The sequence below is a fragment of the Paenibacillus sp. MER 180 genome (genome assembly GCF_023713665.1).
GTDB lineage: Bacteria > Bacillota > Bacilli > Paenibacillales > Paenibacillaceae > Paenibacillus_B > Paenibacillus_B suaedae.
On record NZ_JAMAVT010000002.1, the window covers coordinates 210,126 to 235,909 of the forward strand.

The following is a 25,784-nucleotide window of genomic DNA, read 5'->3' on the forward strand; positions in this document are numbered from 1 at the left end:
CAACTGGGTATACCACTTGGTAAGGTACAAACTACCCATATAAGTACCATTCGTCAATCCATGGATAATCCCCATAGTGCTCGCGGATAAAACGAATCACGGAGTCAATCATCTCCCATGCTCGCTGATAGCATGGATATTCATTCAGCTCCATATGAGGAGTAATCGACCCCCCAGTTGGTATCACGCTTAAATAGGATACAATCCGTTCTTCCTGCAAGCTGCCGAAGCGGGTAGTTGATAAAAAACTAGACAGCCACTTGTCATGTGGATAGCTCTTTCCATCCAAAATATAGGACAGCTGACATAGCTCCCTTACAATCTTGGAGCAGTGCAGACTAGTGGAAATCGCATCGCCGCGCTTCAGCGGATGCCGCATCCAATCGAGCGTAAACTGCAAGCTGAGGTATAGAGGCTTGATAACCTTAATCGGATTGGACAAGAAGTGCGCAGATTGCTGCGCAATTGTATGCTTGAATCGTGACTCAGGATCATGAATAGGGATCGCCTGCTGGAATTCCCACACTTGCGGATAGTTATTTTCCCCGTAATATCCTTCTAACATAGTGAACGACTCAAAGTGATAATGGCCCTCCCAATCTCCAATCGGTTGGAATGCGTTATCTTTTGTCGTGCTTAAACCTGCTTCCCGATATCCGATGATAATCGCTTGCCGAACATCTTCGTCACAGAAAAACACAAAATCAATATCCGAATATTGATCGCAATTGCCACGGGATACACTGCCCTTCACTACAAGTGAACATTGATTCCAGTAGTGAGAGAGGACAGGGTGTCTGGATAGCTCATTGGCATGTATATAGGCTTGCTGCAATAGCTCTTTGCTCTTGTCATTCATAGATGGACCTTCTCTCAATCTAGTAGTGTAAAGAGTACGGATGCTCTTTCGATTGTAGTTCGAAGGAGCGATCAGTGCAAGGACGTTGATAACGGGTGGCAGCTGGGAACAGAGCCCTTTGGCTTCCTCATAGAAATCGAAAGGGCTGAGATATTAGCATCTGTTTACTATTATCTACTCATAGCGAACGCCGCCCGAATATCATTCAGCAAGTAGCGCTGGCTTATTTCCTCCAGGCGTGCGAACTCTTCTTCCAGCTGATTTTTCAGGTTGCTGTCAGGCACATATCGCGGTGTCAGTACTTGATGATGCTGTAGACTCTGTAATCTGTACGGTGGTCGGCGGATGAGTAGAATCCAATTGTACAGTGATAGAATCGCGAATCCGTTGGATTCGTTTCTGCTCGCTTGCGGGGACATGCTCCATCTTCTGGCGGAATTCCTCGAACAAATCCGAATTAAAGCGGTAGCGTGCGATTTGTTCAGCCGTCAGCCAGAATACGGGAGCGAAGTGAGATTTGCTTAAGGCCGAGCATGCGGCATCTGTTCCTGCAATCTCGCCCGCGACGCGGTCGGCCAAATACTCGGCGCGCTGGCTCTCATCCCAGACCGTAATACCGAGGCCGTAATACAGGATGAAAATCAGATTGGCCAGCTGCAGCTGGGCATATCGCATCGGTGTGGATATAGGCCTGAGCACTTCTCCTTCTTCGCAGTATGGATATACGAACTCGTACCAAGAAGCCATAATTCGCCTCGCTGACACGATAAACCAGGAACGGGTCACATCCTTATGCGCATGATGCGCGGTCTCGTGGGCGAGGATTGCGATCTTCTCCGATAGGCTCAATGCCGAAAATAGAGGTACTCCAATCCCGATGATCTTGGTTCGGCGCCGGCCGAACTTGGTAAAGTACGCATTGTATGAGTTCGTCATCCGAATCTCGTCGATGGGCGGTGCTTGAACGGCTGCGGCAATGTCATCGGCGAGACGATATAATCCGGGATATTCCTCCCGCCGCAGAGGCTGGCCCGACAGTCTCCACCTGGAGGGCAGCATTAAGCCGATGAATAGTAGAAACGGGACAATGGCAAGCATGGTAAGCAATAACGAATTGCTATAGAAAAACCAATACACCGCAATAATCGGTAGGCTGAAGGTACCTGCAAGGATACTTCCGGCTAACAAATAAGCGAGCGCTTTACGCCAGGTTAAGGGATACGTAATCGGTATGCAGATTCTCCTCAAGCAATAGCTGTGATTTTTTGACTCCCATGCGGTAATTGAGCCGTTCCACAAGGCCCAGTGAAGAGATGGGGCGCCAGTCCGGATCGATGTTCCAATTGCATTCCTCGCACCAGGTAACATACCCCGGCACGGATTCCATTTTGTGCCCGCATTCCGGGCAGTATTCCGTTGTATGATTGGTCATTTTCCCACTCCATCATGAAGGTTTCATAAAAGCTTCCTTATCATGTATCGGTAAATGACACCAAAACGTGAATCGCATGGGAAATTAGGGAGGTGCAATCTGACGTCTGATCAGCATTATAGTTCTGTCATCATAAAACTCAACTATGCTGCGTTTCTTCATGAATATAGTGCCGCTGCCTTTCAGGGTTCCATGTACGATGGAACTCGATCTCTTTTTTATATACAGAGAATAAATGGAAATCCCATTTCCAACCTATGAAATCATGAAAATAAGTGATAAATTAATATACCGTCTACTATGTGCGTAAATATGAACATGAACATCGACATGAACATCAATGGAAAAGAGGAAATGGATAGTGGAACTAGGTATAAGCACGTTTGTTGAGACTACGCCTGATGTGAATACCGGAATCACGATTAGCCACGCAGAGCGGCTGCGGCAGGTGGTCGAGGAGATGATCCTCGCAGATCAGGTAGGGCTGGATGTATATGGGATAGGGGAGCATCATCGTCCGGACTTTGCGGCATCCTCTCCTGCGGTTGTATTAGCTGCAGCAGCAACTCAGACGACAAGAATTCGGCTGACAAGCGCAGTGACGATCCTGTCGTCTACCGATCCTGTGCGTGTATTTCAAGACTTTGCAACTGTGGATGGCCTCTCTAATGGTCGTGCAGAAATTATGGTTGGTCGCGGTTCGTTTCTGGAATCATTCCCTTTGTTCGGTTGTGATCTGAACGATTATGAAGAGCTGTTCGATGAGAAGCTGGATTTGCTGCTGCAGATTCAGAAGTCGGAGAAGGTAAGCTGGAGCGGGAAGCATCGCTCTGCGATTCATGAACAAGGCATCTATCCGCGACCTGTGCAGGATCTATTGCCAGTGTGGATTGGAAGCGCAGGAAGTCCGGAATCCGCGATCAGAGCAGGGAAGATGGGACTTCCATTCGTTCTAGCGATCATCGGCCCGGTGAAGCCGCTTGATTATGCATCTCAGGCTGAACTATACAAGAAAGCTGCTGCGGAAGCAGGCCACGATGTAAGCCGTCTAACGATTGCTTCGCATTCTCATGGATTTGTCGCGAAGGAGCAGAAGCAAGCAATCGAGACGTTCTTCCCGTCCACATTTGCAAGAACGAATGTGAGAGCGAAGGAAAAAGGAGCGCCTCCTTATACGAGAGCGAATTACGACGCGGCTTGCAGCCCTGAGGGTGCTCTCTATGTTGGCGATCCCGAGACGGTAGCCCAAAAAATTATCGAGCTCCGTAAGCACGTAGGGGTTACGCGATTCATGCTGCATATGCCGCATGGCACTATGCCTCACGAAGAGGTTATGGAAGCGATACGGCTGTTCGGAACAGAAGTAGCGCCTCGTGTCAGAGAAGAAGTGGCTCGATGGGAACAAAATCAAGGTTGAGCTGGATGCGAGAAGACGCTGCCCGAATGAGGCAGCGTCTTTTTTATCGTTTCTAACCGTAGTTTCTCGTAACCCAGCCAATACATATGTAGGTTTATGGAAATGCATGCTTGTTCATTTGAATCAGCCATTGATGCCATCAGTTTTGGAAATCATTTGTTAGATGATACTTCGTCGATATGAATTTGCAGCAGTTTGGGATTCCAGGTCACATGAAGACCAAGTCCTTTTTCTAACAACTGATAAGGTATGGAGGTAGTACCAGTTGCACCGACTAACGGTTTCTCACGATCAATGAACCCACCGTCATAAACAATGCGATCTTGTTCATATCCGAAGGACAACGTTCGGCTCTTATACGTTATAGAGTAAGGCATTGCAACACCGTATTCCGCGTTGAACTGCAGCTTCGTACCGAGTGCCGCCGCGACTGTCGCTGCGGGGAGAAGCACGGTATTGGTTTGAATGAAAGAAGGATACCTGGAGTTGATGAGCTTGCCATTGACGTAAATGTCTGCCGTACGTTCTACAGGAACAGGGCTATAGACCATATTGTCTTTAAAGTTCTTCGTTGTCCCGATCGAAGAAAACATATTTCCACCCCAGCCCCATACGTTCCCATCTTCCGCTATGGCTTGACTGTGGAATGCCCCTGCGGCTATCGCCGTAACTTTAGGCAAACCGTTTACTTTTCCTTGCTTTCCAGTCGGTGTTCGTCCTCCATAGCTGTACACTTCACCGGAAGTCGTTAATAATAGTTCGTAATCGTCATAAGTGCGAATCGATTTTATCGTCAGCTGGGGCTGAACGGCGACAGGCTTTTTTTGTTCCTTTACTCTCCAGACCTTTCCCTTCTTGTTCAGAGCAAGCAGAGAATAACCGGAGGAGATCATGCGAATATCAGATAGTCCTTGGATTTTTGTTGGTTTTGCTGCGTCTGACCAACTCCACACGGTACCATCTTTTTTCACTGCATATATTTTTTCTGCGGAGGCTTCAATTTGAACGACTTCGGATAAGCCTTTCACTTGCACGGGCTTCACAGGAGCTGTCTCTGTTCCTTTTGCACGAGGCCAGTACCATACCGTTCCGTCATTGAGAACTGCTGCACCCCTATTGGATGTTGCGGTTGTGGAGACAGCATGCTTAATGCCTTGAATCGGATGCGGCAGGATGGAATGCTGTCGAGCGTCTTTAGAATCTCCTGCAGCACCCCATGTCCATACGGTTCCATCCGCTTTCGTGGCCAAGTGATATCCGTCTCCGCTTGTTGAGATATGACGGATGTCTGTCAGTTCAAATAGTCGAATCGGATAGGAGTCGTAAGTGGTCACTGTTTCTTGGATGCCCAATTCCCCAGTGAGATTGCGGCCCCAAGCCCATACTGATCCGTCACTGCGCAGCGCGATGGAATAATAATATCCGCCCTCGACTTGTATGAATTTTGGCAGTGATTCTTTTGTAGAGTTGGATGCTGAGGCAGCACGGGCAGTCGGTGTTAGCGATGCGGTGAAGAGGATCATAAATGTGAGAGCGACAGACAGCAATCGAAAGGTATGTTTGTGTCGTGATGAGGACGTGTGAGTAAGAGAGTCGCGTGTAATGGACGGTTGCATACGTTTTCTCCTTCCTAATAAGAGGGATTGAGTAATATAGTAGATCAATATATTAACGATCCAAATTCGTATAAAGTTGCCAATTTGTTATTGTTAACATGGAATTTTTTCTCCGGCAGATTTATTTTCATTAACTTAACTCGTATCTTCTTCATTTTCCCTGTTCTTTAAGCTCTGATGGATAGCACTCATAATAGTCCCGGAACAGCTTGGCAAAATGGCGTGCACTGTAATAACCGACGGCTTCGGCAACCTCCTGCACTTTAAGATGAGGCTCCTTGAGCAGCAGCTCCTTCGCTTTCAACATTCTTGTTTCCGTTACATATTTCAGAAATGGTATGCCATGCTTCTTATGAAATAAGCTGCTTAAATAATTCGGCGTCACATGGAACATATCAGCGATTTGCTTCATTCCAATGTTATGCATATAGTGCTCGTCAACAAAAGCAACGACTTGCTGTACGATATCTTTGTTCATGCTGTCATGACGTGGCGGCTGGATTATCATCTGATCCCCGAGACTTTTCAATTGCCCAAACCAGCATTCTTGATCTTCTATCTTGTCTATCGATATTCCAATCGAATAGGATATGGACTCTTGAATCCGATGAATAAGGGATTGATCAGCCAAGTGTGTTCCGCGCAGTTCTCTTTCCATGCTCACGATGGCTTTGGAATAACCGTGATAGTCTTGCTGACGGAACAATCGGCTTACTTTCTCAACGTGATGACTTACAGAGAGCCATTCAGGCTGCTGATCCAGATCGAGTAGGTCATGAAGTGACAAAGTGCGCTCCATCGGGAACAGCATGCGAAGGGGAGCGATTCGTTGAAGCTCTTCCACCTTCTGCGCCGCTTCTTGAAGATTCGCACACTCTTCGATCTGAATGGTAGTAATGGTAGGAGAGGAGGAAAACTCATCTTTACACATTTGCTGCACAGCATCCTCCATCTCCTGTTGAAGCTCCATCGCATGTTGTTGATGTGCAGCCGGCCATGACCATACGATTGCAGGATTACCGCTAGTGAGGGGCAATGCAACGGTATGGAGACTGGTGGTAAGAGATTGATTACGGATGAGCAACTGCAATTGCTCATGGAACTGCTGCTGACACAAAAGCGTCTCTTGCTCAGAGAGACAGCTGTTCAAATAGAACACGCTGACTTTGTATCGCCGTGCCCCAAGCTGACATAGGTTTGCTTGATTGCCGCTGCTGCCATGCATACCAGAAAGAATGGCATGTTCAAGCTGGCGATTGAGATCCAAGATATGTGCATCATGGATTTCCTGCGCACGGATTAGGCTATCCTGAAGCTCATCGAGACTGAATGGCTTCAATAAATAATTGCATGCGCCAAGACGCAGCCCTTCCTTCGCATATTGGAATTCCGAATGGCCGCTTACGATAATCCACTTCGTATGAGGGGAGTTATCCCGACTCTGCGCGATGACCTCCAGACCATTCAACTTCGGCATCCGAATATCGACGAACACAAGATCTGGCTGCCGCTCTGCCACATACCGAAGGGCTTCTTCTCCGTTACGGGCTTCTCCGATGACGTGGACAGTCATGTTCAATTCAGCCAGCATGCTGCGCAAACTGGCTCTTACCAAGGCCTCGTCGTCTGCCACTAAAATCCTCATGATAAGCTGTCCTCCTTCGAAATCTGAATCGTTACGCAAGTACCGATATGAGGCTCGCTTACAATGCTCAGTTGTGCGTTCGGGTAGACGAGCTTCAATCGCGAATTTACGTTGGCAAGACCAACATGTGCTTGAGATTGCATTGCCTTCGCATCGAATCCAACACCGTCGTCACGTACCCCGATACAGATAAGCGGAACGTTGTCTTGCTGCTTGATGGAAGCGGACACGTGAATGGTGTGCGCTTGATCATCGGGTTCAATGCCATGGATGACGGCGTTCTCCAATAGAGGCTGGATGAGCAGTTTTGGAATACGGCACTCAGCAGCTTCATCATCATAGTGAATATGAATCGTCAGCCTGTCTTGGAAGCGAAGCTGCTGCAGCAGCGCATATTTGGTTAGAAACTTGAATTCGTGTTCGACCGTTGTCCATTGATTTTCCTCTAGAATGTAGCGCAGCATGCCGCTCAGTGAAATAATGGCCGTTTCCAGACTCTTCGTATCGCCGATACGGTTCAATCCGATGAATCCGGACAGCACGTTGTATAGAAAATGGGGCTGAATTTGCGATTGCAAGGCTCGATATTCTGCATGCTGCTGTGCCAGAACCGCTTTATATTCACGATTAATGAGCTCATCGAGCTGGATGACCATTTTATTTAACGAATGCCCAAGGTAAGACAACTCGTCTGATCCTGCCCCTTCATAACGTGCTTGCAAATTTCCATTGCGCACTTTTGTCATCACTTCTTTCATCTGCGTGATCGGTTTAACGATCCATTGCGATGAGTAGCGGAATACGAAAAAAGTGACAATGAGGCCGCCAATCGAAATGAGTGCTGCCGTAATGTAAATCCAATGCACCTTCTGCTTAAGCTCGTCATTGGATAAGAATACGGTGATTTCCCAATTTGCTGGCTTGATAGTCTGGGTTACGGTCACGAATCCGGTGTTCCGTACGTCTTCATTCCCTCGGGTCTGAAGTTGTTTGAGCATTTCCTCGGTCAGCGGCTTGCCTGAATAGATTACATTTCCCATGTCATCCGTAATTGCGACGACAGAACTAACGTTAAATGGAATGTCCTTCGTGATCTGATCGAGTACATTCGTATCTGCATCGGCAGATATGACCGCGAGCGGCTGGCCGGATTCTGGATTTTTAATTAATCGGGATACGGAGAATACCTGAATGTTGGATGGGTTCGTCAAGTAGGTCTGCGAATGAGAACTGATGAATGCAGCTTGCCCATCTCTTTTCACTGCTTTTTGATACCATAATTCGTACTGGAACGGAAAGTCGGGAACGAGGTCTATGCTGCTGTTCTTGGTTGTGAGGTAGGATTTTCCGTTCATCGTAATGATGAGCGTGCTGAGAATATCTTTGCGGGTATTTATTAAATAATTTGGCAATGTGCCTGTTAAGGCGCGATCCGTCTGAAGCTTCGTGTATGCGCCTGCATGATCATATACATTGTCGGCAATAATCTTCAGCGCCTGTATGACATTATCATTCAGATAGGGGGAAGCCGTCAGCCGTTCCAAATCATCCAGATAGGTCTCGATATTGCCGGCCATAGCACGCAGTGTTCCTGCCGTCAGCTTCTCCGTGTCTCTGATGAGCACATGCTGGGCGTAGATGGGGAGTACAAATGCCAATATGACAAATGGAGTGACAATGGTCAGACCATATACGAGCGTCAGCTTGGATCGTATTGACTTGAATCCAGCCATAGTCGCCAGCCTCCTTCACTTAAGTTAAAGGATAGGTACTCCTTGCAGGTTCGTCAATACGAAAATCGACAGTGTAGAAATGAGCGGATCAATTGTAGGTTTATAGCATATGAAAGCGCAATCATAAATGGTATCTTCTAAACAGAAAACGGAATCAACGACCATATCGTCGGCAAGGGGGATACAGATGAAACGGAACAATTGGTTCAAGATGCTCACACTGCTTGTTATCGCAGCATGTCTGCTTGCGGCATGCGGAACAGGAAGTACGGGCGGGGATGCAGCTGGAGGAAAGGCATCTAGCAGCGACCCTGGTCAGAGTGCAGGAAGCAAGGGAGGAACCGGGGTCAATCTTACGGTTATGACGAACGTGGTTGGCGAGCCAGCGAAGGTGCTCCAGGAGATCGCCAATCAATTTATGAAAGACAATCCAGACATTAAAGTGGATTTCAGTGCTCCAGGTGCGGAGTATGAGAACATTATGAAAATGAAAATGGCATCCAATGAGCTGCCTGATGTATTTGCGACTCACGGTTGGGCCAAGGTTCGTTACGGCGCGTACTTAGCTGACCTGAAGGACGAAGAATGGGCAAGCAAGCTTAACGCCTCCATCAAACCTGCTGTAACCGACGATCAGGGGAAAGTGTTCGTGCTCCCTATGGATCAAGATAAAGGCGGGCCTGTGTACAATTCATCAGTGCTGGAGAAGTATGGCATACAGGTTCCGATGACATGGGATGAATTGATGAAGGCCGCGGAAGAAATCAAGACGAAGAGCAATGGAGAAGTCGTGCCAATTCATATCGGAGGCGCGGATTCATGGCCGATCGGACAATTTTTCGATTTCTATGCGACGTCCGTTTTTATAAGCCCTGAGAAGAATGATGCAGCACAACTGCTCGACGGAACCTTCGATTGGAACCGATTCGACGCACTGCCGCAAATGTTCTTATCCTTGCAAGAGAAAGGGTACCTGAACAAGGATGTGCTGACTGCGAAATATAGCGATTCCGCTAAAGCCTTCGCAGAAGGAAAAGCTGCATTCGGGATATATGGTCCGTTCCTCATCGAAGAAGCAAAGAAGCTGAATCCTGATCTGAAAGCAGGCTTGATGCCGATTCATTCGGTAGCAGCTGGCGATGCGCCAACGCTTGTAGGTGGAGAGAAGACGACATGGGGCGTGTGGAAGGATTCCCCGAACAGCGATGCGGCTCGTAAATTCGTCGCCTATTACGCCAAGCCGGAGAATATAGCCTTGGTCGCCGCTGCAAATGTGCTCCCTCCTGGGCTTGATGGAGTAGCCACCAACGCGGGCAGCTTGACTGCTGACTTTGAGAAGTTCAAAGATTTGCGCGTGTTCCCGTACTTTGACAGAGTGTATTTGCCGAACGGGATGTGGGACGTCATGTGCAAGAACGGCCAGGATCTGCTGGCTGGCGGCATTACACCTCGAGAATTCTCGGAAAATATGAAAAAGGAATATGAAAGATTACGTGCTGCTAAATAACAGATAGGCAATTCATCGACCCGCGGCTGCATCTGTCTTGCTGCGGGTCTATTTTCACATCTAGGAGGATGCATATGGCTAGAAGTCCGTCGAAGATGGAAGCCACGCATGAAGGACGAGTGCAGCTGCGTTCGGGCTTCATGGTCAGATGGGTTCATTCTGCTGGAATACTCAATCTGATGTACGTCCCGGCGCTAGTGCTGTTTGCCGTGTTCATTTTCTATCCTCTAATCCAGGGTGTTAAAATCTCCTTCACCAATTGGGACGGCTATTCGCAGCAATACGCATGGGTAGGCTTCGACAAATATCGGCTAATGCTGTCGGACAAGAAGATTGTCCAGACGATTCAGAACACGTTTATTTACGGCTTCGGAAGTACGTTATTTCAAAATGTGATGGGTCTTGCTTACGCCTTGTTTTTGGATCAGAAGTTAAGAGGGAAGGGTATCATCCGTATGATCGTGTACATTCCCGTTATTATCAGCCCCTTAATTATGGGCTACATCAGCTACTTCTTCTTTCAGTACGACGGCGGGGCGCTGAATGATGCGATCCGTTTATTTGGCGGAGAGGCTGTGGATTGGCTGTCGAACGGCTCACGTGCGGTATGGATGATTGTCCTAGTTAACACGTATCAGTATATGGGCATTGCGATGATTATTTTTTTGGCAGGCTTACAGTCTGTTTCGAAAGAGTATCACGAAGCGGCCAATATCGATGGCGCTGGCTGGTGGAGCGGATTCATGCGGATTACGCTCCCGCTGCTTATGCCGGCAATTACGATCAATATTGTGCTTAATCTCATTGGGGGCTTGAAGCTGTTTGACGTGATAGTAGCGATGACGAACGGCGGACCGGGCTATGCGACGCAGTCTTTGTCCACGATGATGTACAATCTGTATTTCGCCCGTCAGGATGCGGGATATGCGGCAGCGCTCGGGAATCTGATGTTCATCATCATCGCGGTCATCAGTATTTCATCACTTGTACTGCTTCGTCGGAAGGAAGTGGATGTGTGAAGATTGCCAAATATATAGCGCTAGTACTCATCGTGCTGATTCACAGCATCCCTTTTTACATTTTAGTCAATCTGTCCTTCAAACCAATAGAAGATACGAGCAGTAAATGGATGCCTTCACAGCAGCTCCAAGTGGATAATTTCATTCATGCATGGCAGGATGCTCAGCTAGGAAGAGCTGTTATGAACAATGGGATTATCACGGTTACTGCGGTTATTCTCGTCGTGTTCATCGGTGCGTGTGCTTCGTATCCGCTGGCTCGCCATCAGACCAAATGGAATCGATTCGTATACACGCTGTGCATCTCATGCTTAATTGTCCCCGCATTGACGATTCTCGTACCTTTGTACAAATTCATCGTAGACGTAGGCGGAATCAATACATATTGGGCGATTATTCTGACACAAGTCACTTTTGCGCTGCCGATGACGATATTTTTGTTCACCGGGTTTATCAGTACGGTTCCGCGAGAGATGGACGAGGCGGGGCTGATCGACGGCTGCAGCCGGTACGGAATTTTTCTGCGAATTATTTTCCCTTTGCTGAAGCCAATTACGGCTACTGTGGTCATTTTGATCGGTGTGCAGGTGTGGAATGACTACCAATTCTCCGTGTTCTTCTTGCAGAAGAAAGAGATGATGACGATTCCGGTTGCCCTGTCGGGCTTTGTCTCGCAGTTCCATAGCAACATTAGTTGGGTCGCTGCGGGCTGCTTTATTGGGATGCTGCCGCTCACGGTCGTGTATTTGTTTCTGCAAAAATATTTCGTGAAAGGGATGGTAGACGGGGCGATTAAAGGTTAGCAAGTTAGCATGGCAGCAAGGCAAGGAGGTAAGGTCAAGGTAGGCAACAAGGAAGAGGCTACAAGATCAAGGTAACAAGATCAAGGCAAACAAGGACGAGACTACAACAATTAGGAATGTGAAGGGGGTTAATCATGTTCAGGAAGAAATCGAGTGCAAGGATCACTTCATTAGCGCTTGTTCTTGCTATGGTGTTGGGCTTATTCACTCCCGGCGGTATGATTCAAGCCCAAGGGACAGCTGATAATGACAATCCACTTGTATCGGTTAAGCTATCCGCTGACGATACATCAGTGCCTTTGGACGGTGTGACGCAGCTGCAGGTGACAGGTTGGTTGAAGGATGGCAGTGAGATTGACTTACGGCATGATGAAAAGACGACAATTGCATATAGCTCTCCTATCGATATGTTCACCATCGGGGATGATGGACTAGCAAGGGCAGGGACACAGGATGTTGGTGAAGTCCAGATCGGCGTGGAAGTAGTTAGAGACGGTATTCGCTTGACAGATACATTGAAGCTGACGATCAAGCCTGAGCCTGCGCGGCCATTTTTGCGAGATTACACTGGCACTTTAACGATGAAGCTATATTTGGGAGACAACGGGAAAATAGAATTAACGCTGGATGAAGCGCTGGAAGCGATCAAGAAGGTGGATCACATGACGCGCGGCATGCCGAAAATCATCTATTTGGTTGGCTGGCAGCATGATGGCCACGATTCGAAATATCCAGATTGGAATGTCGTCAATCCGAAGCTGAAGCGACCAGGTGATGCTACGGCGCTGGACAGCCTGAAATGGTTCATGGATGAGGCGGAGAAGTACAATACGACGATCAGCTTCCACATCAATATGACGGATGCCTATCAAGATAGCCCGCAGTGGGATGAGTTTGCCAGCAAGGATCTTATTCGCAAGGATGAGAATGGTGAGCTTATAAAGGGCGGCTATTGGGTAAGCGGCCAGAGCTACAAAATCAATCTGACACGCGCTTGGGAAGCAGGGCTATTCCAGCGCAATATCGATGACTTGCTTGCGAAGATTCCGGAGCTGCTTCGTGGAAAGACGATTCATATCGATGCATTCGTAACGAGTCCAACGGAATGGGTGCCTTCCGTCGGATATGCGGATCCGTATCATAAGACAACGTATCGTCAGGAGAGCGACACGCAGAAAAAGATTATGCGATACTGGCGTGATAAAGGAATGGACGTTACGAGCGAGTATTTCCATGGCTACCGCGGTGATCCGTTATTCGGTCTGCAGCCGATGGCGTGGTGGGCGGATTGGCGTTCGTTCGACAGTCAGATGAAGCTGCCAGCAGCGCTTGCTGTCGGTGGAAAGGGTGGCAATGAGTTGTTCGGCACGAGCATGCATGGCGAAGACATTGTCAAAAAAGACAAGGTGAGGCTGACGGGATTTTTGCAGGAATTCAGTACGACAACATTGCTCTTGCAGTATCTCAATCAGTACGAACGCCTAAGTTACGATGGCGCAACGGACACTGTGCAATTTTCAGATGGAGTGACGAGCTCTAAGCAGAACGGCAAACGCGTCGTGAAGCACGGTGATGTAACGATTGCCAACGGTACAGAGATGTTCGTACCTGCCTTATGGCGTAAGGATAAGCTGGAGATTATCGCATTCAGCCAGGATGGCTACAAGGATAAAAGCTGGAAGCTGCCTGCTGGATGGACGGGCGTGCAGGCGGTTGACGTGTTTGAGATCGGTCTTGGATTGCCAAGATTGATCGAGCGAGGGCTGCCGACTGCTGGGGGAGCCGTCACATTATCCTTAACAGCGGGAACGACAGTATTCCTTGCTCCAGCGAATCAGGAACCATTGGATCCGATACAGACAATCGCTGCGGGATTGAAGTCAGTTCCAGCGCCTGCGAAGAATGCGACTCGTTTAACGCTGCCACAGGTACCGGAGGGCTACGAGATTGAGCTGCTTGAATCCAAGCGTCCAGATATTATTGATCATACTGGACTCATCTCGCCAACGAGCCAAGCGGAAGAAGTTATGCTTATCTTCCAAGTAAAGCAGAAGGCTGACGGTGTGAGTACCCATACGGCTGCAATCCCTGTTATCGTTCCGGCAGGAAGTGTTGTGAATATTAACGACGTGTATGATGCGAGGAATGCCGTATTGACAGGAAATGCGGTACTGCGAAGCAATGGCGCGTTTATGACCGGGAGTGTGGTTGGATTTGTCGGCGGGCCTGCTGGAAACAACAACACCGTTACTTTCCAACAAGTCAACGTGCCTGGGGATGGCGTCTATGAATTGCAGATCGAGTATGCAACTGCCGCACCTCGTTCGGTGTTCATGCGGGCGAATGAGGAGCAAGGTATCGAAGTACCATTGACGGGGACGGATTGGAATAAAGCACAGCTCAAAACCATTCAGATTGTGCTGAAGAAAGGCTTGAACTCGATTACCTTATATAATACGACGGAATATGCCCCTGACATGGGATCGATTATTGTGAAATCCATTACACCACACGTGATTGCAGACTGGATTACCTCCATCCAGCCACCTGGGAAAAACGATAAGTACGTAACGCTTCCTTCTGTACCGCAAGGCTTCACGGTTTCGATCAAATCGTCGGACAACGAGATGGCTATTCAGCCGGATGGTACGATTGTACGTCTAACTGCGGATCAGATCGTTCATCTTATTTTGCAAGTGACTCGAAATTATGATGGCGTAACGGCTGAGACGGCAGCAATCCCTGTCATCATAGCTGGAGAGCCTCACATTATCAGTGTTGCTCCGGTAGTTGTGAATACGGAAGTCGGGAAGCTTCCAGTGTTGCCGTCAGTCGTCACAGCGACGTATTCGGATATGACGGTAGCAGAGATATCCGTTGTGTGGGATGCGATTGAGGCTGAACAGTATGCGAAGGCGGGAACATTTACGGTAATGGGGAAGGTTGCGGGTACGAATATCCAAGCCGTTGCAACGGTTCATGTCAAGGAGTCGCCTGTACAGACACCATATATTACGAGTCTATCGCCAATAGCTGTGGATACGGAAGTCGGGAAGCCTCCATTGCTGCCGTCAGTCGTCACAGCGACGTATTCGGATATGACGGTAGCGGAGATATCTGTTGTGTGGGATGCGATTGAGGCTGAACAGTATGCAAAGGCGGGAACATTTACGGTAATGGGGAAGGTTGCGGGTACGAATATCCAAGCCGTTGCAACGGTTCATGTCAAGGAGTCACCTGCACAGACACCATATATCACGAGTCTATCGCCAGTATTCGTAGAGACAGTAGTTGGAACACCGCCAGTGATGCCGTCTGTCGTAACGGCCACGTATTCGGACTTATCGATAGCGCAGGTGTCAGTGGTGTGGGATCAGATTGATGCTAGTCTTTATAGCAAGGTTGGCAGCTTTACGGTGAAGGGAGCTGTTGAAGGTGCGCTCATGAAGGCAGAGGCCACTGTTACGGCGAGGGCAGATCGGGGATCTGGGAACGGAACAGACAATGGATCAGGTGGGGGAAGCAGCAGTTCCAGCACGTATACAACAACCCTGCCGCCAGCTAAAGAAACGGAGAAGCCAAAACCTAACATAAAGCACGGTGCACCTAAGCCTTTGGAGCTGCCCTATGAGCCGACAGCTGAACAGCTGCAGCATCCACACTATATATCTGTCGTGCGGGTGAATGAGGATGGGAACACCACACCGGTTGCATTCAGTTACTATGACCCTTCAGCTCTAAAAGTGAAATTCCTTGGTTACGATGGTGAGGATTACAAAGTTGTGTACAAAGAAGCAAAGTTCACGGATTTGCAGAAGCACGCTTGGGCGAAGGAAGCCATTGAAGCACTTTCCTCACGCGGTATGCTGAATGGCGTATCGTCCTATCGATTTGCACCAGAACAAGAGATAACACGTGCTGAGCTCGTAGTCATGCTCGTTCGTATGCTCCGCCTCACTGCGGAAGCGGATTCGAATTTTGCAGACGTCAATCCATCTGCCTCCTACTACCATGACATCGCAATAGCCAAAAAAGCTGGGCTTATTCAGGGAGTTACGGATAAGAAGTTCCAGCCTGAGGCAAAAGTGACGCGGGAGCAGTGGATGACTATCATCGAGCGTGCGCTCCGCCAAATGAAGCTCATCAATGCATCAGCAAATGGCGACGAATTGAATATATTTACGGATCGTGAGCAAATTGCAGATTATGCACTGCGAAGTGCAGCAGCACTTGTGAAGCTGAAATTGATCGAAGGAGCGAATCAGCAGCTTCTGCCGAGAAAAACAACGAGCCGTGCCGAAGCCGCGTTAGTTCTGTATCGAATCATTCCTTTGGCATTGCAGAAGTAAGTACAGAAGATGATCATGACAACAGCCTTCTCCTCGTAATAGGGAAGGCTGTTCATGCTTTACATGGTAGCTGAACTGATAGTTTCTGATCTGTATGATTCTTTTTTGGTAAAATAGATGTTGATTAAATGATTGAATTGATTGGATGATTGAATGATTATATGCCTGAATGTGAACCCCTCAATCTTGTTGTTGGTATGTTGGCTATTAGCTTGCTTCTCCGTATGATCAAAAAGGCTGCATGCCAAGCGTGTTGAGCTTCTCACCTGTAACATCCACGCCCATTTTGCTTGTAATGTCCAAATAGTGGCCGGTGCGGCGCTTGATGGCGCCGTTCGATTCATCCAGATTCGCTTCGAGCCCATTGAGCACCATGATGCTGGCTCCGAATCCTGCAGGAGCTAAGCCCTTCGCTTGTTCCTCTGCGGAAGGCTTCCATCTGCCAATCATAACATCATGGGCAGAAGGCTTTGGGGCTTGCGGTGTCATCCAGAATAAGATAGCGGTTGCAAAACCAAGCTTGCCGTCGGCCGCAATCCATTCCGGATTTCGAAGCAGCACATGTTTATCCCCGTATATAATGGCACTCATTAACCCGTAATTGAAATTCCAGCTCAGCATGATTGGCCCACGGCCGTAGTATCTCTTGCCTGGAACGCCCGGATATTCCTTGCTGCTTGCAGGATCTACGAACTCCGATTTATTCTGTCCCGTTCTGCCTGCAATGTTCTCGTTCCAATAGAGCCCCCAGCGCAGCATGCCTCCCGGAGCCGTATCCCAGCCTCCGCCAGTTTCATGAGACAGATTGGCGAGCAGCGCCGCGAGATCGCGCTTGCGATCCTTCTCCAATCCTTCATTCAAGAAGGCGCCGTAATCGACGATTTGTGTGATGATGCGCTTAGTCTTGTTCTCTGGTGTATTGAAGTCATCGGAACGTACAATGAGCGTTTCTGTTTTTCCCTTTTTCTCTAAACGATAAATTTCTTGAGCAGAATAGTTGCCTTCCCGATACGAAACTTTGTATTTCACATTGGCTACAAGGCTGACGGCATTGATGAGATTTTGATAGGAGTAATAGTCGGTCTGATTGGGATTATAGTCTTTCTTATCTTTGTTGAAGGCATGCCATTCTTTCGAACCAAGGCGCATTGGGAATAACGCTTCGTATTCCTTCTCGGGGAGTGCGGAACGGACAGCCTCAACCGCCTTGTCTGCGGTATAGTCAGGATCGATTCCATCCCATTGGGATTCAATCTGCTGTCTGGTCAGAATGCGGCTGTCGCCAACGGACAAGCTCTCATCTAGCAGGTACACAATATCAGCTTTGCCTGAAATGGAAGTAACGTCAGCAGCCGAGGCAGAGGCAGTTGTGAATTCAAGCGAGGTGAGAAGCAGTGTTGAGCTGAGTGTCAACAGCAGTGTGCACCGAATCCATTTCTTTGAAAGCGGATACGAAACGTTGGACATCAATACATCCCCTTTATAATCGAATAAGTGCAAGTTTTATTGATACATATTTATATCGCTTTCATTTTGGAATATGACAAGTAAAAGAGACGAAATTGGAAGACCGACCCCAACAAGCAGCGAAAAAATATAGTTGAAGGTATGATGATACTTACATATAGTAATTCCGACTATTCTGGTGTATAATGACGGAAATAAAATTTTCGGTAATTCGGCAGTACATAGAACGACCAGGAAGGGTTGGACATCATGATCTCATTATCGAATATTAGGGTAACGTTTGACACGGGTACTCAATCGGTTGCTGCTGTACAGGATGTCAGTCTGCATGTGAACGCGAGTGACGTATACGGCATTGTTGGATACAGCGGAGCGGGGAAGAGTACCTTGGTGCGTGTCATTAACTTGCTGCAGCGGCCTGCATCAGGGAGTGTAGAGGTGAACGGTCAGGACTTGCTGGCTCTGAGCCCCAAGGAACTGCGGGCAGCTAGGAGGAAGATCGGAATGATCTTTCAGCACTTCAACCTGATGAATTCCAGAACGATCTATGACAATGTAGATTATCCCTTAAAGAGCTCCAAGCTTTCGAAGCGTGAACGCTCGCAAAAGGTTAAGGATTTGCTCGAATTAGTAGGCTTGTCAGATAAATTGGACGCGTATCCCTCTCAATTGTCAGGGGGACAGAAGCAAAGGGTGGCAATTGCCAGAGCGCTGGCGAATGATCCGGAAATCCTATTATGCGATGAAGCGACGAGCGCCTTAGACCCCAAAACCACACTATCCATATTGGAATTATTGAAAAAATTAAACCAAACTTTAGGGTTGACGATCGTGCTCATTACGCATGAAATGCAAGTGGTTAAAGAAATTTGCAATAAGGTTGCCGTAATGGAAGACGGTCGGATTATCGAGCAGGGCGATATCGTTTCGATCTTCAGCCGTCCGCAAAATGCGTTAACTCGTGATTTTATTAATACAGCTACTCATATTGAACAAACGCTGGAGAAGCTCTCCCAGCATCCGTCATTGGTGCAGCTGAAGAACAACGATATTTTGTGCAAGATATCCTACATTGGCGATAGCACAAGCGAGCCGATTATCTCAGCGCTTACCGCTCGTTATCGGGTAACGACCAACATCTTATATGCGAATGTGGAGATATTGCAGCAGACGCCTATCGGCAATTTGATTGTGGTCATGTCGGGATCAACTAGCGATCTAGAAGCGGCGCTCGAATATTTGCAGTCGATTCAAGTTGCGGTGGAAATGATTGATTCCCGTCTTGTGCAGAACGTTAAGGTAGGTGAAACGGTATGAGTGAGTTTTTGATGAATAACTTCCCAAACATTTGGAATTTAAGAGAAGAGATTCTGATCAGCATCTATGAAACGATATACATGGTGGTCGTAACCTCCTTATTCTCGGTACTTTTCGGCCTTCTGCTAGGTGTAACCTTGATTGTAGTTGATAAGGGCGGGATTTTAGAAAACAAGCTCGTTTACAGTGTCTTGGACAAAGTCATTAATCTATTTCGCTCTATTCCGTTCATTATTCTTATCGCGGTTGTCGTTCCGCTTACCCGCCTTATTGCGGGGACATCGATCGGCATGCAAGCAGCAATTGTGCCGTTAGTTATCGGGATCGTTCCTTTTTATGCGAGACAAATTCAAAATGCGCTGGTCGAGGTAGACCCGGGAATTGTGGAAGCCGCTCAGTCCATGGGATCAGGGCCAATTGAGATCGTATTTCGGGTCTATTTGAAGGAAGGTTTAAATGCGATTATCCGTGCTTCTTCCGTGACGGTTATTAACTTGATCGGGCTGACGACGATGGCGGGTGCGATTGGCTCGGGTGGTTTGGGCAGTCTGGCAATTAGCAAGGGGTATAATCGGTTCCAAAATGATATCACCATAGTTGCTACCATTTTGATCTTAATTCTGGTGTTTGTGTGCCAATTCATTGGCGACTATTTTACGAAGAAGACGATGCATTAGCAGCGGATTAGTGAACTTGATTTATGCAGTATGCTCCCTTAGGTGCGTACTGGATTAAATACAAACTACAGACAAAGGACTGAAGAACAATGGCAAAAGTAGAAAGCTTCCAACTGGATCACACAATCGTAAAGGCTCCTTATGTAAGAGCAGCAGGAGTTGAACATGATGAGAAAGGCAGCACCGTGCAAAAATACGATCTGCGCTTTTTGCAGCCAAATAAAGACGCAATTCCAACAGCAGCGCTTCATACGCTGGAGCATCTGCTTGCTACGTATATGAGAGACGAGATTAAAGGGATTATCGATATTTCTCCGATGGGATGCAGAACGGGATACTATCTGATTCTATGGAACGAGCACAGTCCGGAAGAGATTGCTTCCGCTTTGGAGAGAACGCTGAAGCGTGTATTGGAGACAACAGAGGTTCCTGCTGTATCCGCACTGGAATGCGGCAACTACAAGGATCATTCTCTGTTCTCTGCGCAAGAGTATGCAAAGATTGTGCTGGAAGCGGGAATCAGTAGAGATCCGTTTGAAAGAGTGCTGTAATTGCGATGATTACGCTCAATCTATCGCACCAGACAGCGATTGTCACAGGCGGGAAGTCAGGCATAGGGCAAGGTATCGTGCAAATCTTGCTGGAAAGCGGAGCTACGGTCATCTCTGCTGATCTGGCGTACGAAGCTGGTTATCTAGAGGTTAACGGTCAGCTCATCGAGACGAAATTGGACTTGTCCAAGTCCGAGGATATTGATCGCTGGTCCAGATTGGTTGTAGAGAATGCAGGGGTTCCCGATATCGTCGTGAACTGTGCGGGTACATCCACAATGGATTATGTGATTGACAGCAAACTGGAGGACTGGGAGAAGGTATTTTCCATTAACGCTACGGGGCTGTACCTGGTCTCCAAAATATTTGCCAAAGCAATGGTCGATGCCGGAAAGCCGGGCAGAATCATTCAAATTGCTTCCCAAGCAGGCAAGAACGGCTACCGGGCTATGGGCGGGTATTGCGCATCCAAGCATGCTGTTCTTGGCTTGACGAAGGTGATGGCGATCGAGCTGGCGCGGCATAACATTCTTGTGAATGCGGTATGTCCAGGAATTGTGGAGACACCGATGAAGCATCGGGAGCGGATTGAAGGTGGAGTCATCCGCGGAATGAGCGCAGAGGAAATCTATGCGGAGGATTGTTCGCAGGTTCCGCTCGGAAGAACGGCTGAAGTTCAGGATGTGGCCAATGTCGTGCTGTTCCTGGCAAGTCCGTTGTCTTCATATATGACCGGCCAGGCAATTAATGTAACAGGCGGGATGACGATGCATTAAGCAAGGAAGCTCTTATCTTTATTTTACATATAGGGGGGAGTAAATCGTATGACTAAAAAGAGAGTATGGGGCGGATTAGCGGTTGGGTTGGCTTTGACACTGGTGCTGGCCGGCTGCGGAGGCAAATCATCAGGCGATGCTGGGAAAATCGTGATCGGTTCTCAGGGATCGGACGCTCAGATTTGGAAGCATATCGCGCAATCTCAGGCGGCGAAGGACGCCAAGCTCGATATCGAAGTCAAGGAGATCAATGGCGGCGTAGAGCTGAATAACGCAACCAAAGACGGGGAAGTGGACGTCAACGCATTTCAATCTTGGGCGTACCTGGTCAGCTACAATAAAGACAGTAAAGCTGATCTTGCAGCAGTAGCGACAACCTATCTAGAGCCGATGGGAATCTATTCGCAGAAGATCAAGGATATTAAGGATGTTCCAGACGGCGCTTTTGTTGCTCTGGCGGATAACCCAGCCAACACGGCAAGAGGATTAAGCTTGCTGCAGGCAGCAGGGCTCATCAAGTTGAAGGATGGGTTCGACCTTGGAACGGGTTCAGAAAGTGATGTTGTAGAAAATCCGAAGCATCTGAAATTCAAGCTAATTGACGATACGACAGGCCCGCGGGTCATTCAAGATGTGGATTTGGTATTGATCGGGAATACGGTTGCGATGGAAGGCGGATTGAACGTATTGAAGGATTCGTTGTTCCATGAGGAGATCTCTGTGGATACCAAGCATAATATCAACGTGCTCGTGACGACCTCTGATAAGCAGAACGACCCAGGCATTTTGAAATTAGGTGAATTATACCACAACGAAGATACGCAAAAATATATAGAGAAAGAGTTCGGAGGCACAAAAGTTCCTGTTGAGAAACCGATCTCCTATCTGAAAGAATAGTGAGGCTGGCTTCATGCGGATTGCGATTATAACAGCGATGGAAGAAGAAATGGCTCCTTTTCGATGCCAGTCACAAGTTACAGCAAGAACACAGGTAGGCAAAGTTATTATCGAAGAAGCGATGTACCAAGGTCAATCCTTGATTCTAGTGGAGAGCGGGATTGGCAAGGTCAATGCAGCAGTTGCAGCGACGCTTGTGATTGAGCGTTATAAGCCGGATGTCATCATCAACTCCGGATCGTCAGGCGCATTTGGCGCAGGATTGGACGTAGGCGACGTCATAATTGCTACACAGTTCGTGTATGGAGACGTTGATGCCACCTGCTTTGGTTATGAGCCCGGCCAGGTTCCGCAAATGCCGGCCAAGTACGAGGCGGATGCGGAGTGGCTGAAAGTGGCACGGCAAACTGCGGCATCAGCCGATCTCCCGTACGCTCTTGATTTTGGATTAGTGCTGACATTGGATTCGTTCATGAGTGAGTCCGAGCGTGTAGAGGGGATTAAATCCACTTTCCCTCTAGTGAAGGTATCCGATATGGAAGTGCTGGCGATTGTACAGTCAGCAGCGCAATACGGAATTCCGGTATTATCTGTCAAGGCTGTATCCGACATTGCCGGACATGGCGATGTCACGGCGAACAGCTTCGATGATAATCTGGATGTCGCCGCTGATCATGCTGCGCATTTTACGAAGCTGCTTGTTCAGCAGCTCTACATACACGAATGTAATAGCTAGCTGAGAATTGATCGATCATCCTAATTAGAATAGACCCGTAATCAATACCTGATGTAAGACGTACTGATTGCGGGTTTTTCTTTGTACATCGATTTTTCATGGCTCTACTGTTTTGGCTCTGGTTCAAGCTTAAATAGAAATAAATGATCAATTTCAGCTTACATTATTTTGTTTTTCTAATAATGAGTTTATGTGGGTAATATTAGATATGATCATTGATAGAATGTGGAATATAATGAATGATTTAGAGATTGCCGTCCAAGTTGAAGAGCAAGTCCGAGATTATATTTCTTTTTTATAACCAAGAACGAATTCAGAAAAAATTAATAACCGTTCCCCGGTGGAATACTGGGAAACGGTTGCTGTAAAAAAGCGTCTTTTTAATTCTGCTACTTGAGGAGTGTGACCATGTAAAGTTGCTTTTATTTTAGAAGCGAGAATCGTTACTATAAGCTGAAAAGCTTTTAGATGCGTTTGCTATGTTAAATTCAACACCCGCAGTCTTTCCAGATACATTAAACTTAATGGAACTGATATAAGCCTCATCATATGTGTGAATATAATACGTAGTTGCCACACCACGATACGAATCGAATTTTGAATCGTATCTAGCTAGACCTGCGAAATGTTTACCGATATACGAAAATTTTTCTGTAGTTGGTGGCCAATAAACAGGACAGTAACATGTTTTATTTAAGTAATCCTGTAGCTGAAATCCAAATCCCTGTCTTCCGTCTCCGTCAGAACGACTAGTAGTAGAAATTTCATTTCCTTTGCCATCGGACATATAGGCGTAATGGGAATCGACCTTTGTTTCGTATTTACCTCCTGTAGCGGTAAACCCTACACCAAAACCATCTTTTCCACCAACATTCATAGGAAATGACTGAACAGTTGGTACATGATCTAGCCACTTATCATCTTTCCAATAACCACCTGCTACGATAATCCATTGTTTTGTATTACTGTCATAGTAAATATTCGGAGCATTCATAGTAATGGATGAATTATCTATCCCAGCCGTTCTCATGGACAGTTCCGGAGTTTCTAGTTGAAATACACCGTAATTCTCCATTTCATCAGCAATTACTGTTGGGTCTGCTCCCTCACTAGTCAGTTTTGCCAAGCGTTTATTGATTTCTTCTTCAGATGTAACGTTGAGTGAAAGGGTTTGTAGCTTTTGTTCAGCTTCTTGCACCAGCTGCTTTTTAGCCGCTACAATGTCAAATTCCTCTGCAGCTGAAGCTTGAAAACCAAAGATTGAAAAGACCAAGCAAGAAATCAGAAGAATCGATGCAAATTTCCCCTTTTTGAACATAGTAATATATCCTCCTTTTATTTTGGTATATAGGATATATTTGACATTAATAGCCGAAAACCTCTTTTTTTCCATAAATTTTATTTATTATTCTTTTTTAATTGCCAAATAGAATATTAAAAGCATTCCCATACATAACAAAAGATGGCTTATAACCATAGCAACTAGTGAATCCGTTGATTTGAATGATAAAATTCCTCCTAGTAATGTAATCTCAATAGCAACAAAACCAAGTTTAATCAATTTGACATTTCTGATAAAAAAATAAACTGGAATGAAGATAACAAGGGAAAACACCGCCATAAGTAACACAAAGAAACTATATTCCATATCAGCCCTCCAAAATACAATTTAATCCAATCATATCAAGATTATGATATTCTGAATATCTGTTTTTTATGAAAGGGAATTTTATCCCATTACTAGATGCTAGAAATGACAACAACAGCTACATGAATACTATTTTGTTCATGATTTATACCACTTCAATGTGAGAGAGCGTAAAATATCTTGTGTAAATCATAACCGCCTTTCTTGGACTATGAAAAGTATGATCGTAATGGATAATTTAAAGCAGCAGACCGTGGCTCACTACAAAGGTTCCAACGACACGCTCGAATCGTTTGTCATCTACATGTTCTTCAAGGGGCGTAACCATGACGGAGATTGCTGAACTCATTGAAAAAATGTATGGTCATCACTATACTCCACGGACGTTATCGAGTATGACAAAGGCAGTGGGCCTGCAAGTTGAATTGCAAAACATGCACTAGCCAAGCGATATTATGTTTACGTCTACATCGAGGCTAACTATATTGCAGTTTAACGTGAAACGGTTTCCAAAGAGGCCGTGTATATTGCTGTTGGTATTGGTGAAGATGGTTCTTAGGAAGTATTAACGTATGCTATTGCTTCAACCGAATCGGCATGTATGGAATGAACTGTTAATAGAGTTGAAGGGGCGTGGTGTAGAGGAAGTCTTGTTGTTCGTCTCCGACGGATTAAAGGGCAATGTGACAGCAATCGAGCAAGCATATACAAAATCCAAATACCAATCATGTTGCTCCATGTAACACGTAATATTGCTTATAAAGCACGTGCATCTGATCGGGCAAGCAACTGTGACGAGACTTACTTCACATCTGAGTACTGAGCAAAAGATGAGCAGTCAGGGAAAACTACTCTAGAGACTTTTTGTGATAAGTGGAAAGCCGTTTTCCCAAGGTAATTAAATCTTTGTGGGAGAACCCATAAATCTTTACGTACTACAGCTTTCCAAAGCTAATTTGGAAAAGCATCAATTCAACCAATCTCATTGCGTCATTTAACAAACAGATCAAGAGGTTACAAAGCCGAAAAGACCAGTTTCCATATGAAGAAGCACTAGAGAGGTTTCTGGTATCGCAGTTAGAAAGCTACAACCAACGGTTTGCTACTCGATGCCATAATTGGCTTTGACCGAGCAAGTGCTGAACTCCAAGCTATGTTCAGCACTTGGAACGGGCCTCCTACTTATGGGGATGACCCATTTGATAGTTTCAAAGTAAAATGGGAAAAAGATAATTATAATAAATGGCTCTCTAAACATAAATAAAGAATTTGGTGATATGCTGAACATTAATGAAAAACAGTCGTCTGACGAAAAAAGACAAAGAGAAGTAGGAA

At 46.8% G+C, this 25,784-nt stretch carries 20 protein-coding genes and 1 pseudogene; 12 read left to right on the forward strand and 9 right to left on the reverse strand.

The features are described from left to right. Positions 1-31 precede the first annotated feature (31 nt). The 3 genes from M3661_RS03595 to M3661_RS03605 form a co-directional block, all read right to left on the reverse strand. A complete protein-coding gene (locus M3661_RS03595; protein ID WP_251482439.1) occupies positions 32-859 on the reverse strand; it encodes a hypothetical protein in 828 nt (275 codons plus the stop codon). A gap of 276 nt (positions 860-1,135) precedes the next feature. Then, entirely contained in the window at positions 1,136-2,047 is a 912-nt protein-coding gene (locus M3661_RS03600) for a M48 family metallopeptidase (protein ID WP_251482443.1), read from the reverse strand. A 13-nt stretch (positions 2,048-2,060) separates the two neighbouring features. After that, on the reverse strand, positions 2,061-2,291 hold the full coding sequence (locus tag M3661_RS03605; RefSeq protein ID WP_251482446.1) for a hypothetical protein: 231 nt from the start codon (positions 2,289-2,291) through the stop codon (positions 2,061-2,063). 361 nt (positions 2,292-2,652) lie between these two features. Between M3661_RS03605 and M3661_RS03610 the strand changes: the two genes are divergently transcribed. After that, positions 2,653-3,708 carry an LLM class flavin-dependent oxidoreductase gene (locus M3661_RS03610; RefSeq protein WP_251482450.1) on the forward strand — a complete coding sequence of 352 codons (1,056 nt, stop codon included), beginning with the start codon at positions 2,653-2,655 and terminating at the stop codon, positions 3,706-3,708. Between the two features lie 152 nt (positions 3,709-3,860). On the opposite strand, the gene M3661_RS03615 is transcribed toward M3661_RS03610, so the two are convergent. The 3 genes from M3661_RS03615 to M3661_RS03625 form a co-directional block, all read right to left on the reverse strand. Beyond that, positions 3,861-5,324: a stalk domain-containing protein gene (locus tag M3661_RS03615; RefSeq protein WP_065293146.1), complete on the reverse strand. Its 1,464-nt coding sequence runs from the start codon at positions 5,322-5,324 to the stop codon at positions 3,861-3,863. A 151-nt stretch (positions 5,325-5,475) separates the two neighbouring features. Then, positions 5,476-6,969, reverse strand: a complete 1,494-nt coding sequence (locus M3661_RS03620) for a response regulator (protein ID WP_065293145.1) — start codon at positions 6,967-6,969, stop codon at positions 5,476-5,478. Further along, positions 6,966-8,702: a sensor histidine kinase gene (locus tag M3661_RS03625; RefSeq protein WP_251482453.1), complete on the reverse strand. Its 1,737-nt coding sequence runs from the start codon at positions 8,700-8,702 to the stop codon at positions 6,966-6,968. The genes M3661_RS03620 and M3661_RS03625 overlap by 4 nt, the downstream gene beginning before the upstream one ends. A gap of 187 nt (positions 8,703-8,889) precedes the next feature. On the opposite strand from M3661_RS03625, the gene M3661_RS03630 reads away from it, so the two are divergent. The 4 genes from M3661_RS03630 to M3661_RS03645 all read left to right on the forward strand — a co-directional run bounded on the left by M3661_RS03630 (position 8,890) and on the right by M3661_RS03645 (position 16,380). Continuing rightward, on the forward strand, positions 8,890-10,209 hold the full coding sequence (locus M3661_RS03630) for an ABC transporter substrate-binding protein (RefSeq protein WP_251482456.1): 1,320 nt from the start codon (positions 8,890-8,892) through the stop codon (positions 10,207-10,209). A 140-nt stretch (positions 10,210-10,349) separates the two neighbouring features. Next, a complete protein-coding gene (locus tag M3661_RS03635) occupies positions 10,350-11,228 on the forward strand; it encodes a carbohydrate ABC transporter permease (RefSeq protein WP_251482736.1) in 879 nt (292 codons plus the stop codon). Next, positions 11,225-12,031, forward strand: coding sequence for a carbohydrate ABC transporter permease (locus M3661_RS03640; protein ID WP_065293143.1), 807 nt, complete (start codon positions 11,225-11,227; stop codon positions 12,029-12,031). Before M3661_RS03635 ends, M3661_RS03640 begins: the two co-directional genes overlap by 4 nt. A 134-nt stretch (positions 12,032-12,165) precedes the next feature. Continuing rightward, positions 12,166-16,380: an Ig-like domain-containing protein gene (locus M3661_RS03645; protein WP_251482459.1), complete on the forward strand. Its 4,215-nt coding sequence runs from the start codon at positions 12,166-12,168 to the stop codon at positions 16,378-16,380. Positions 16,381-16,608: 228 nt separating this feature from the next. Here the strand turns inward: M3661_RS03645 and M3661_RS03650 are convergent, their stop codons facing one another. Next, on the reverse strand, positions 16,609-17,847 hold the full coding sequence (locus M3661_RS03650) for a chitinase (protein WP_251482462.1): 1,239 nt from the start codon (positions 17,845-17,847) through the stop codon (positions 16,609-16,611). 249 nt (positions 17,848-18,096) lie between these two features. Here M3661_RS03650 and M3661_RS03655 point away from each other — a divergent pair, with 249 nt between their 5' ends. The 6 genes from M3661_RS03655 (at position 18,097) to mtnN (ending at position 22,801) form a co-directional block, all read left to right on the forward strand. Continuing rightward, positions 18,097-19,164 carry a methionine ABC transporter ATP-binding protein gene (locus M3661_RS03655; RefSeq protein WP_251482467.1) on the forward strand — a complete coding sequence of 356 codons (1,068 nt, stop codon included), beginning with the start codon at positions 18,097-18,099 and terminating at the stop codon, positions 19,162-19,164. Then, positions 19,161-19,841, forward strand: coding sequence for a methionine ABC transporter permease (locus tag M3661_RS03660; RefSeq protein ID WP_021257788.1), 681 nt, complete (start codon positions 19,161-19,163; stop codon positions 19,839-19,841). The genes M3661_RS03655 and M3661_RS03660 overlap by 4 nt, the downstream gene beginning before the upstream one ends. Positions 19,842-19,930: 89 nt before the next feature. Further along, positions 19,931-20,392 carry an S-ribosylhomocysteine lyase gene (locus tag M3661_RS03665; protein ID WP_021256872.1) on the forward strand — a complete coding sequence of 154 codons (462 nt, stop codon included), beginning with the start codon at positions 19,931-19,933 and terminating at the stop codon, positions 20,390-20,392. Positions 20,393-20,397: 5 nt separating this feature from the next. Then, positions 20,398-21,168 carry an SDR family NAD(P)-dependent oxidoreductase gene (locus M3661_RS03670; protein ID WP_065294194.1) on the forward strand — a complete coding sequence of 257 codons (771 nt, stop codon included), beginning with the start codon at positions 20,398-20,400 and terminating at the stop codon, positions 21,166-21,168. 48 nt (positions 21,169-21,216) lie between these two features. Beyond that, entirely contained in the window at positions 21,217-22,065 is an 849-nt protein-coding gene (locus tag M3661_RS03675) for a MetQ/NlpA family ABC transporter substrate-binding protein (RefSeq protein ID WP_065294195.1), read from the forward strand. A gap of 13 nt (positions 22,066-22,078) precedes the next feature. Next, a complete protein-coding gene (gene mtnN, locus M3661_RS03680; RefSeq protein WP_251482470.1) occupies positions 22,079-22,801 on the forward strand; it encodes a 5'-methylthioadenosine/S-adenosylhomocysteine nucleosidase in 723 nt (240 codons plus the stop codon). 427 nt (positions 22,802-23,228) lie between these two features. Here the strand turns inward: mtnN and M3661_RS03685 are convergent, their stop codons facing one another. Beyond that, positions 23,229-24,119: a hypothetical protein gene (locus M3661_RS03685; RefSeq protein WP_065294197.1), complete on the reverse strand. Its 891-nt coding sequence runs from the start codon at positions 24,117-24,119 to the stop codon at positions 23,229-23,231. Between the two features lie 87 nt (positions 24,120-24,206). Continuing rightward, on the reverse strand, positions 24,207-24,449 hold the full coding sequence (locus tag M3661_RS03690) for a hypothetical protein (RefSeq protein ID WP_065294198.1): 243 nt from the start codon (positions 24,447-24,449) through the stop codon (positions 24,207-24,209). 241 nt (positions 24,450-24,690) lie between these two features. Here M3661_RS03690 and M3661_RS03695 point away from each other — a divergent pair. After that, positions 24,691-25,614: pseudogene (locus M3661_RS03695) on the forward strand (IS256 family transposase); the annotation flags it as partial. Between the last annotated feature and the right edge of the window lie 170 nt (positions 25,615-25,784).

Bases quoted from the DNA above. Each gene is read 5' to 3' on its own strand.
- M3661_RS03635 (WP_251482736.1), top strand. From the start codon at position 10,350: ATGGTCAGATGGGTTCATTCTGCTGGAATACTCAATCTGATGTACGTC.
- M3661_RS03615 (WP_065293146.1), bottom strand. From the start codon at position 5,324: ATGCAACCGTCCATTACACGCGACTCTCTTACTCACACGTCCTCATCA.
- M3661_RS03690 (WP_065294198.1), bottom strand. From the start codon at position 24,449: ATGGAATATAGTTTCTTTGTGTTACTTATGGCGGTGTTTTCCCTTGTT.
- M3661_RS03675 (WP_065294195.1), top strand. From the start codon at position 21,217: ATGACTAAAAAGAGAGTATGGGGCGGATTAGCGGTTGGGTTGGCTTTG.
- M3661_RS03650 (WP_251482462.1), bottom strand. From the start codon at position 17,847: ATGTCCAACGTTTCGTATCCGCTTTCAAAGAAATGGATTCGGTGCACA.
- M3661_RS03645 (WP_251482459.1), top strand. From the start codon at position 12,166: ATGTTCAGGAAGAAATCGAGTGCAAGGATCACTTCATTAGCGCTTGTT.
- M3661_RS03625 (WP_251482453.1), bottom strand. From the start codon at position 8,702: ATGGCTGGATTCAAGTCAATACGATCCAAGCTGACGCTCGTATATGGT.
- M3661_RS03660 (WP_021257788.1), top strand. From the start codon at position 19,161: ATGAGTGAGTTTTTGATGAATAACTTCCCAAACATTTGGAATTTAAGA.
- M3661_RS03605 (WP_251482446.1), bottom strand. From the start codon at position 2,291: ATGACCAATCATACAACGGAATACTGCCCGGAATGCGGGCACAAAATG.
- M3661_RS03670 (WP_065294194.1), top strand. From the start codon at position 20,398: ATGATTACGCTCAATCTATCGCACCAGACAGCGATTGTCACAGGCGGG.
- mtnN (WP_251482470.1), top strand. From the start codon at position 22,079: ATGCGGATTGCGATTATAACAGCGATGGAAGAAGAAATGGCTCCTTTT.
- M3661_RS03685 (WP_065294197.1), bottom strand. From the start codon at position 24,119: ATGTTCAAAAAGGGGAAATTTGCATCGATTCTTCTGATTTCTTGCTTG.
- M3661_RS03630 (WP_251482456.1), top strand. From the start codon at position 8,890: ATGAAACGGAACAATTGGTTCAAGATGCTCACACTGCTTGTTATCGCA.
- M3661_RS03655 (WP_251482467.1), top strand. From the start codon at position 18,097: ATGATCTCATTATCGAATATTAGGGTAACGTTTGACACGGGTACTCAA.
- M3661_RS03595 (WP_251482439.1), bottom strand. From the start codon at position 859: ATGAATGACAAGAGCAAAGAGCTATTGCAGCAAGCCTATATACATGCC.
- M3661_RS03665 (WP_021256872.1), top strand. From the start codon at position 19,931: ATGGCAAAAGTAGAAAGCTTCCAACTGGATCACACAATCGTAAAGGCT.
- M3661_RS03620 (WP_065293145.1), bottom strand. From the start codon at position 6,969: ATGAGGATTTTAGTGGCAGACGACGAGGCCTTGGTAAGAGCCAGTTTG.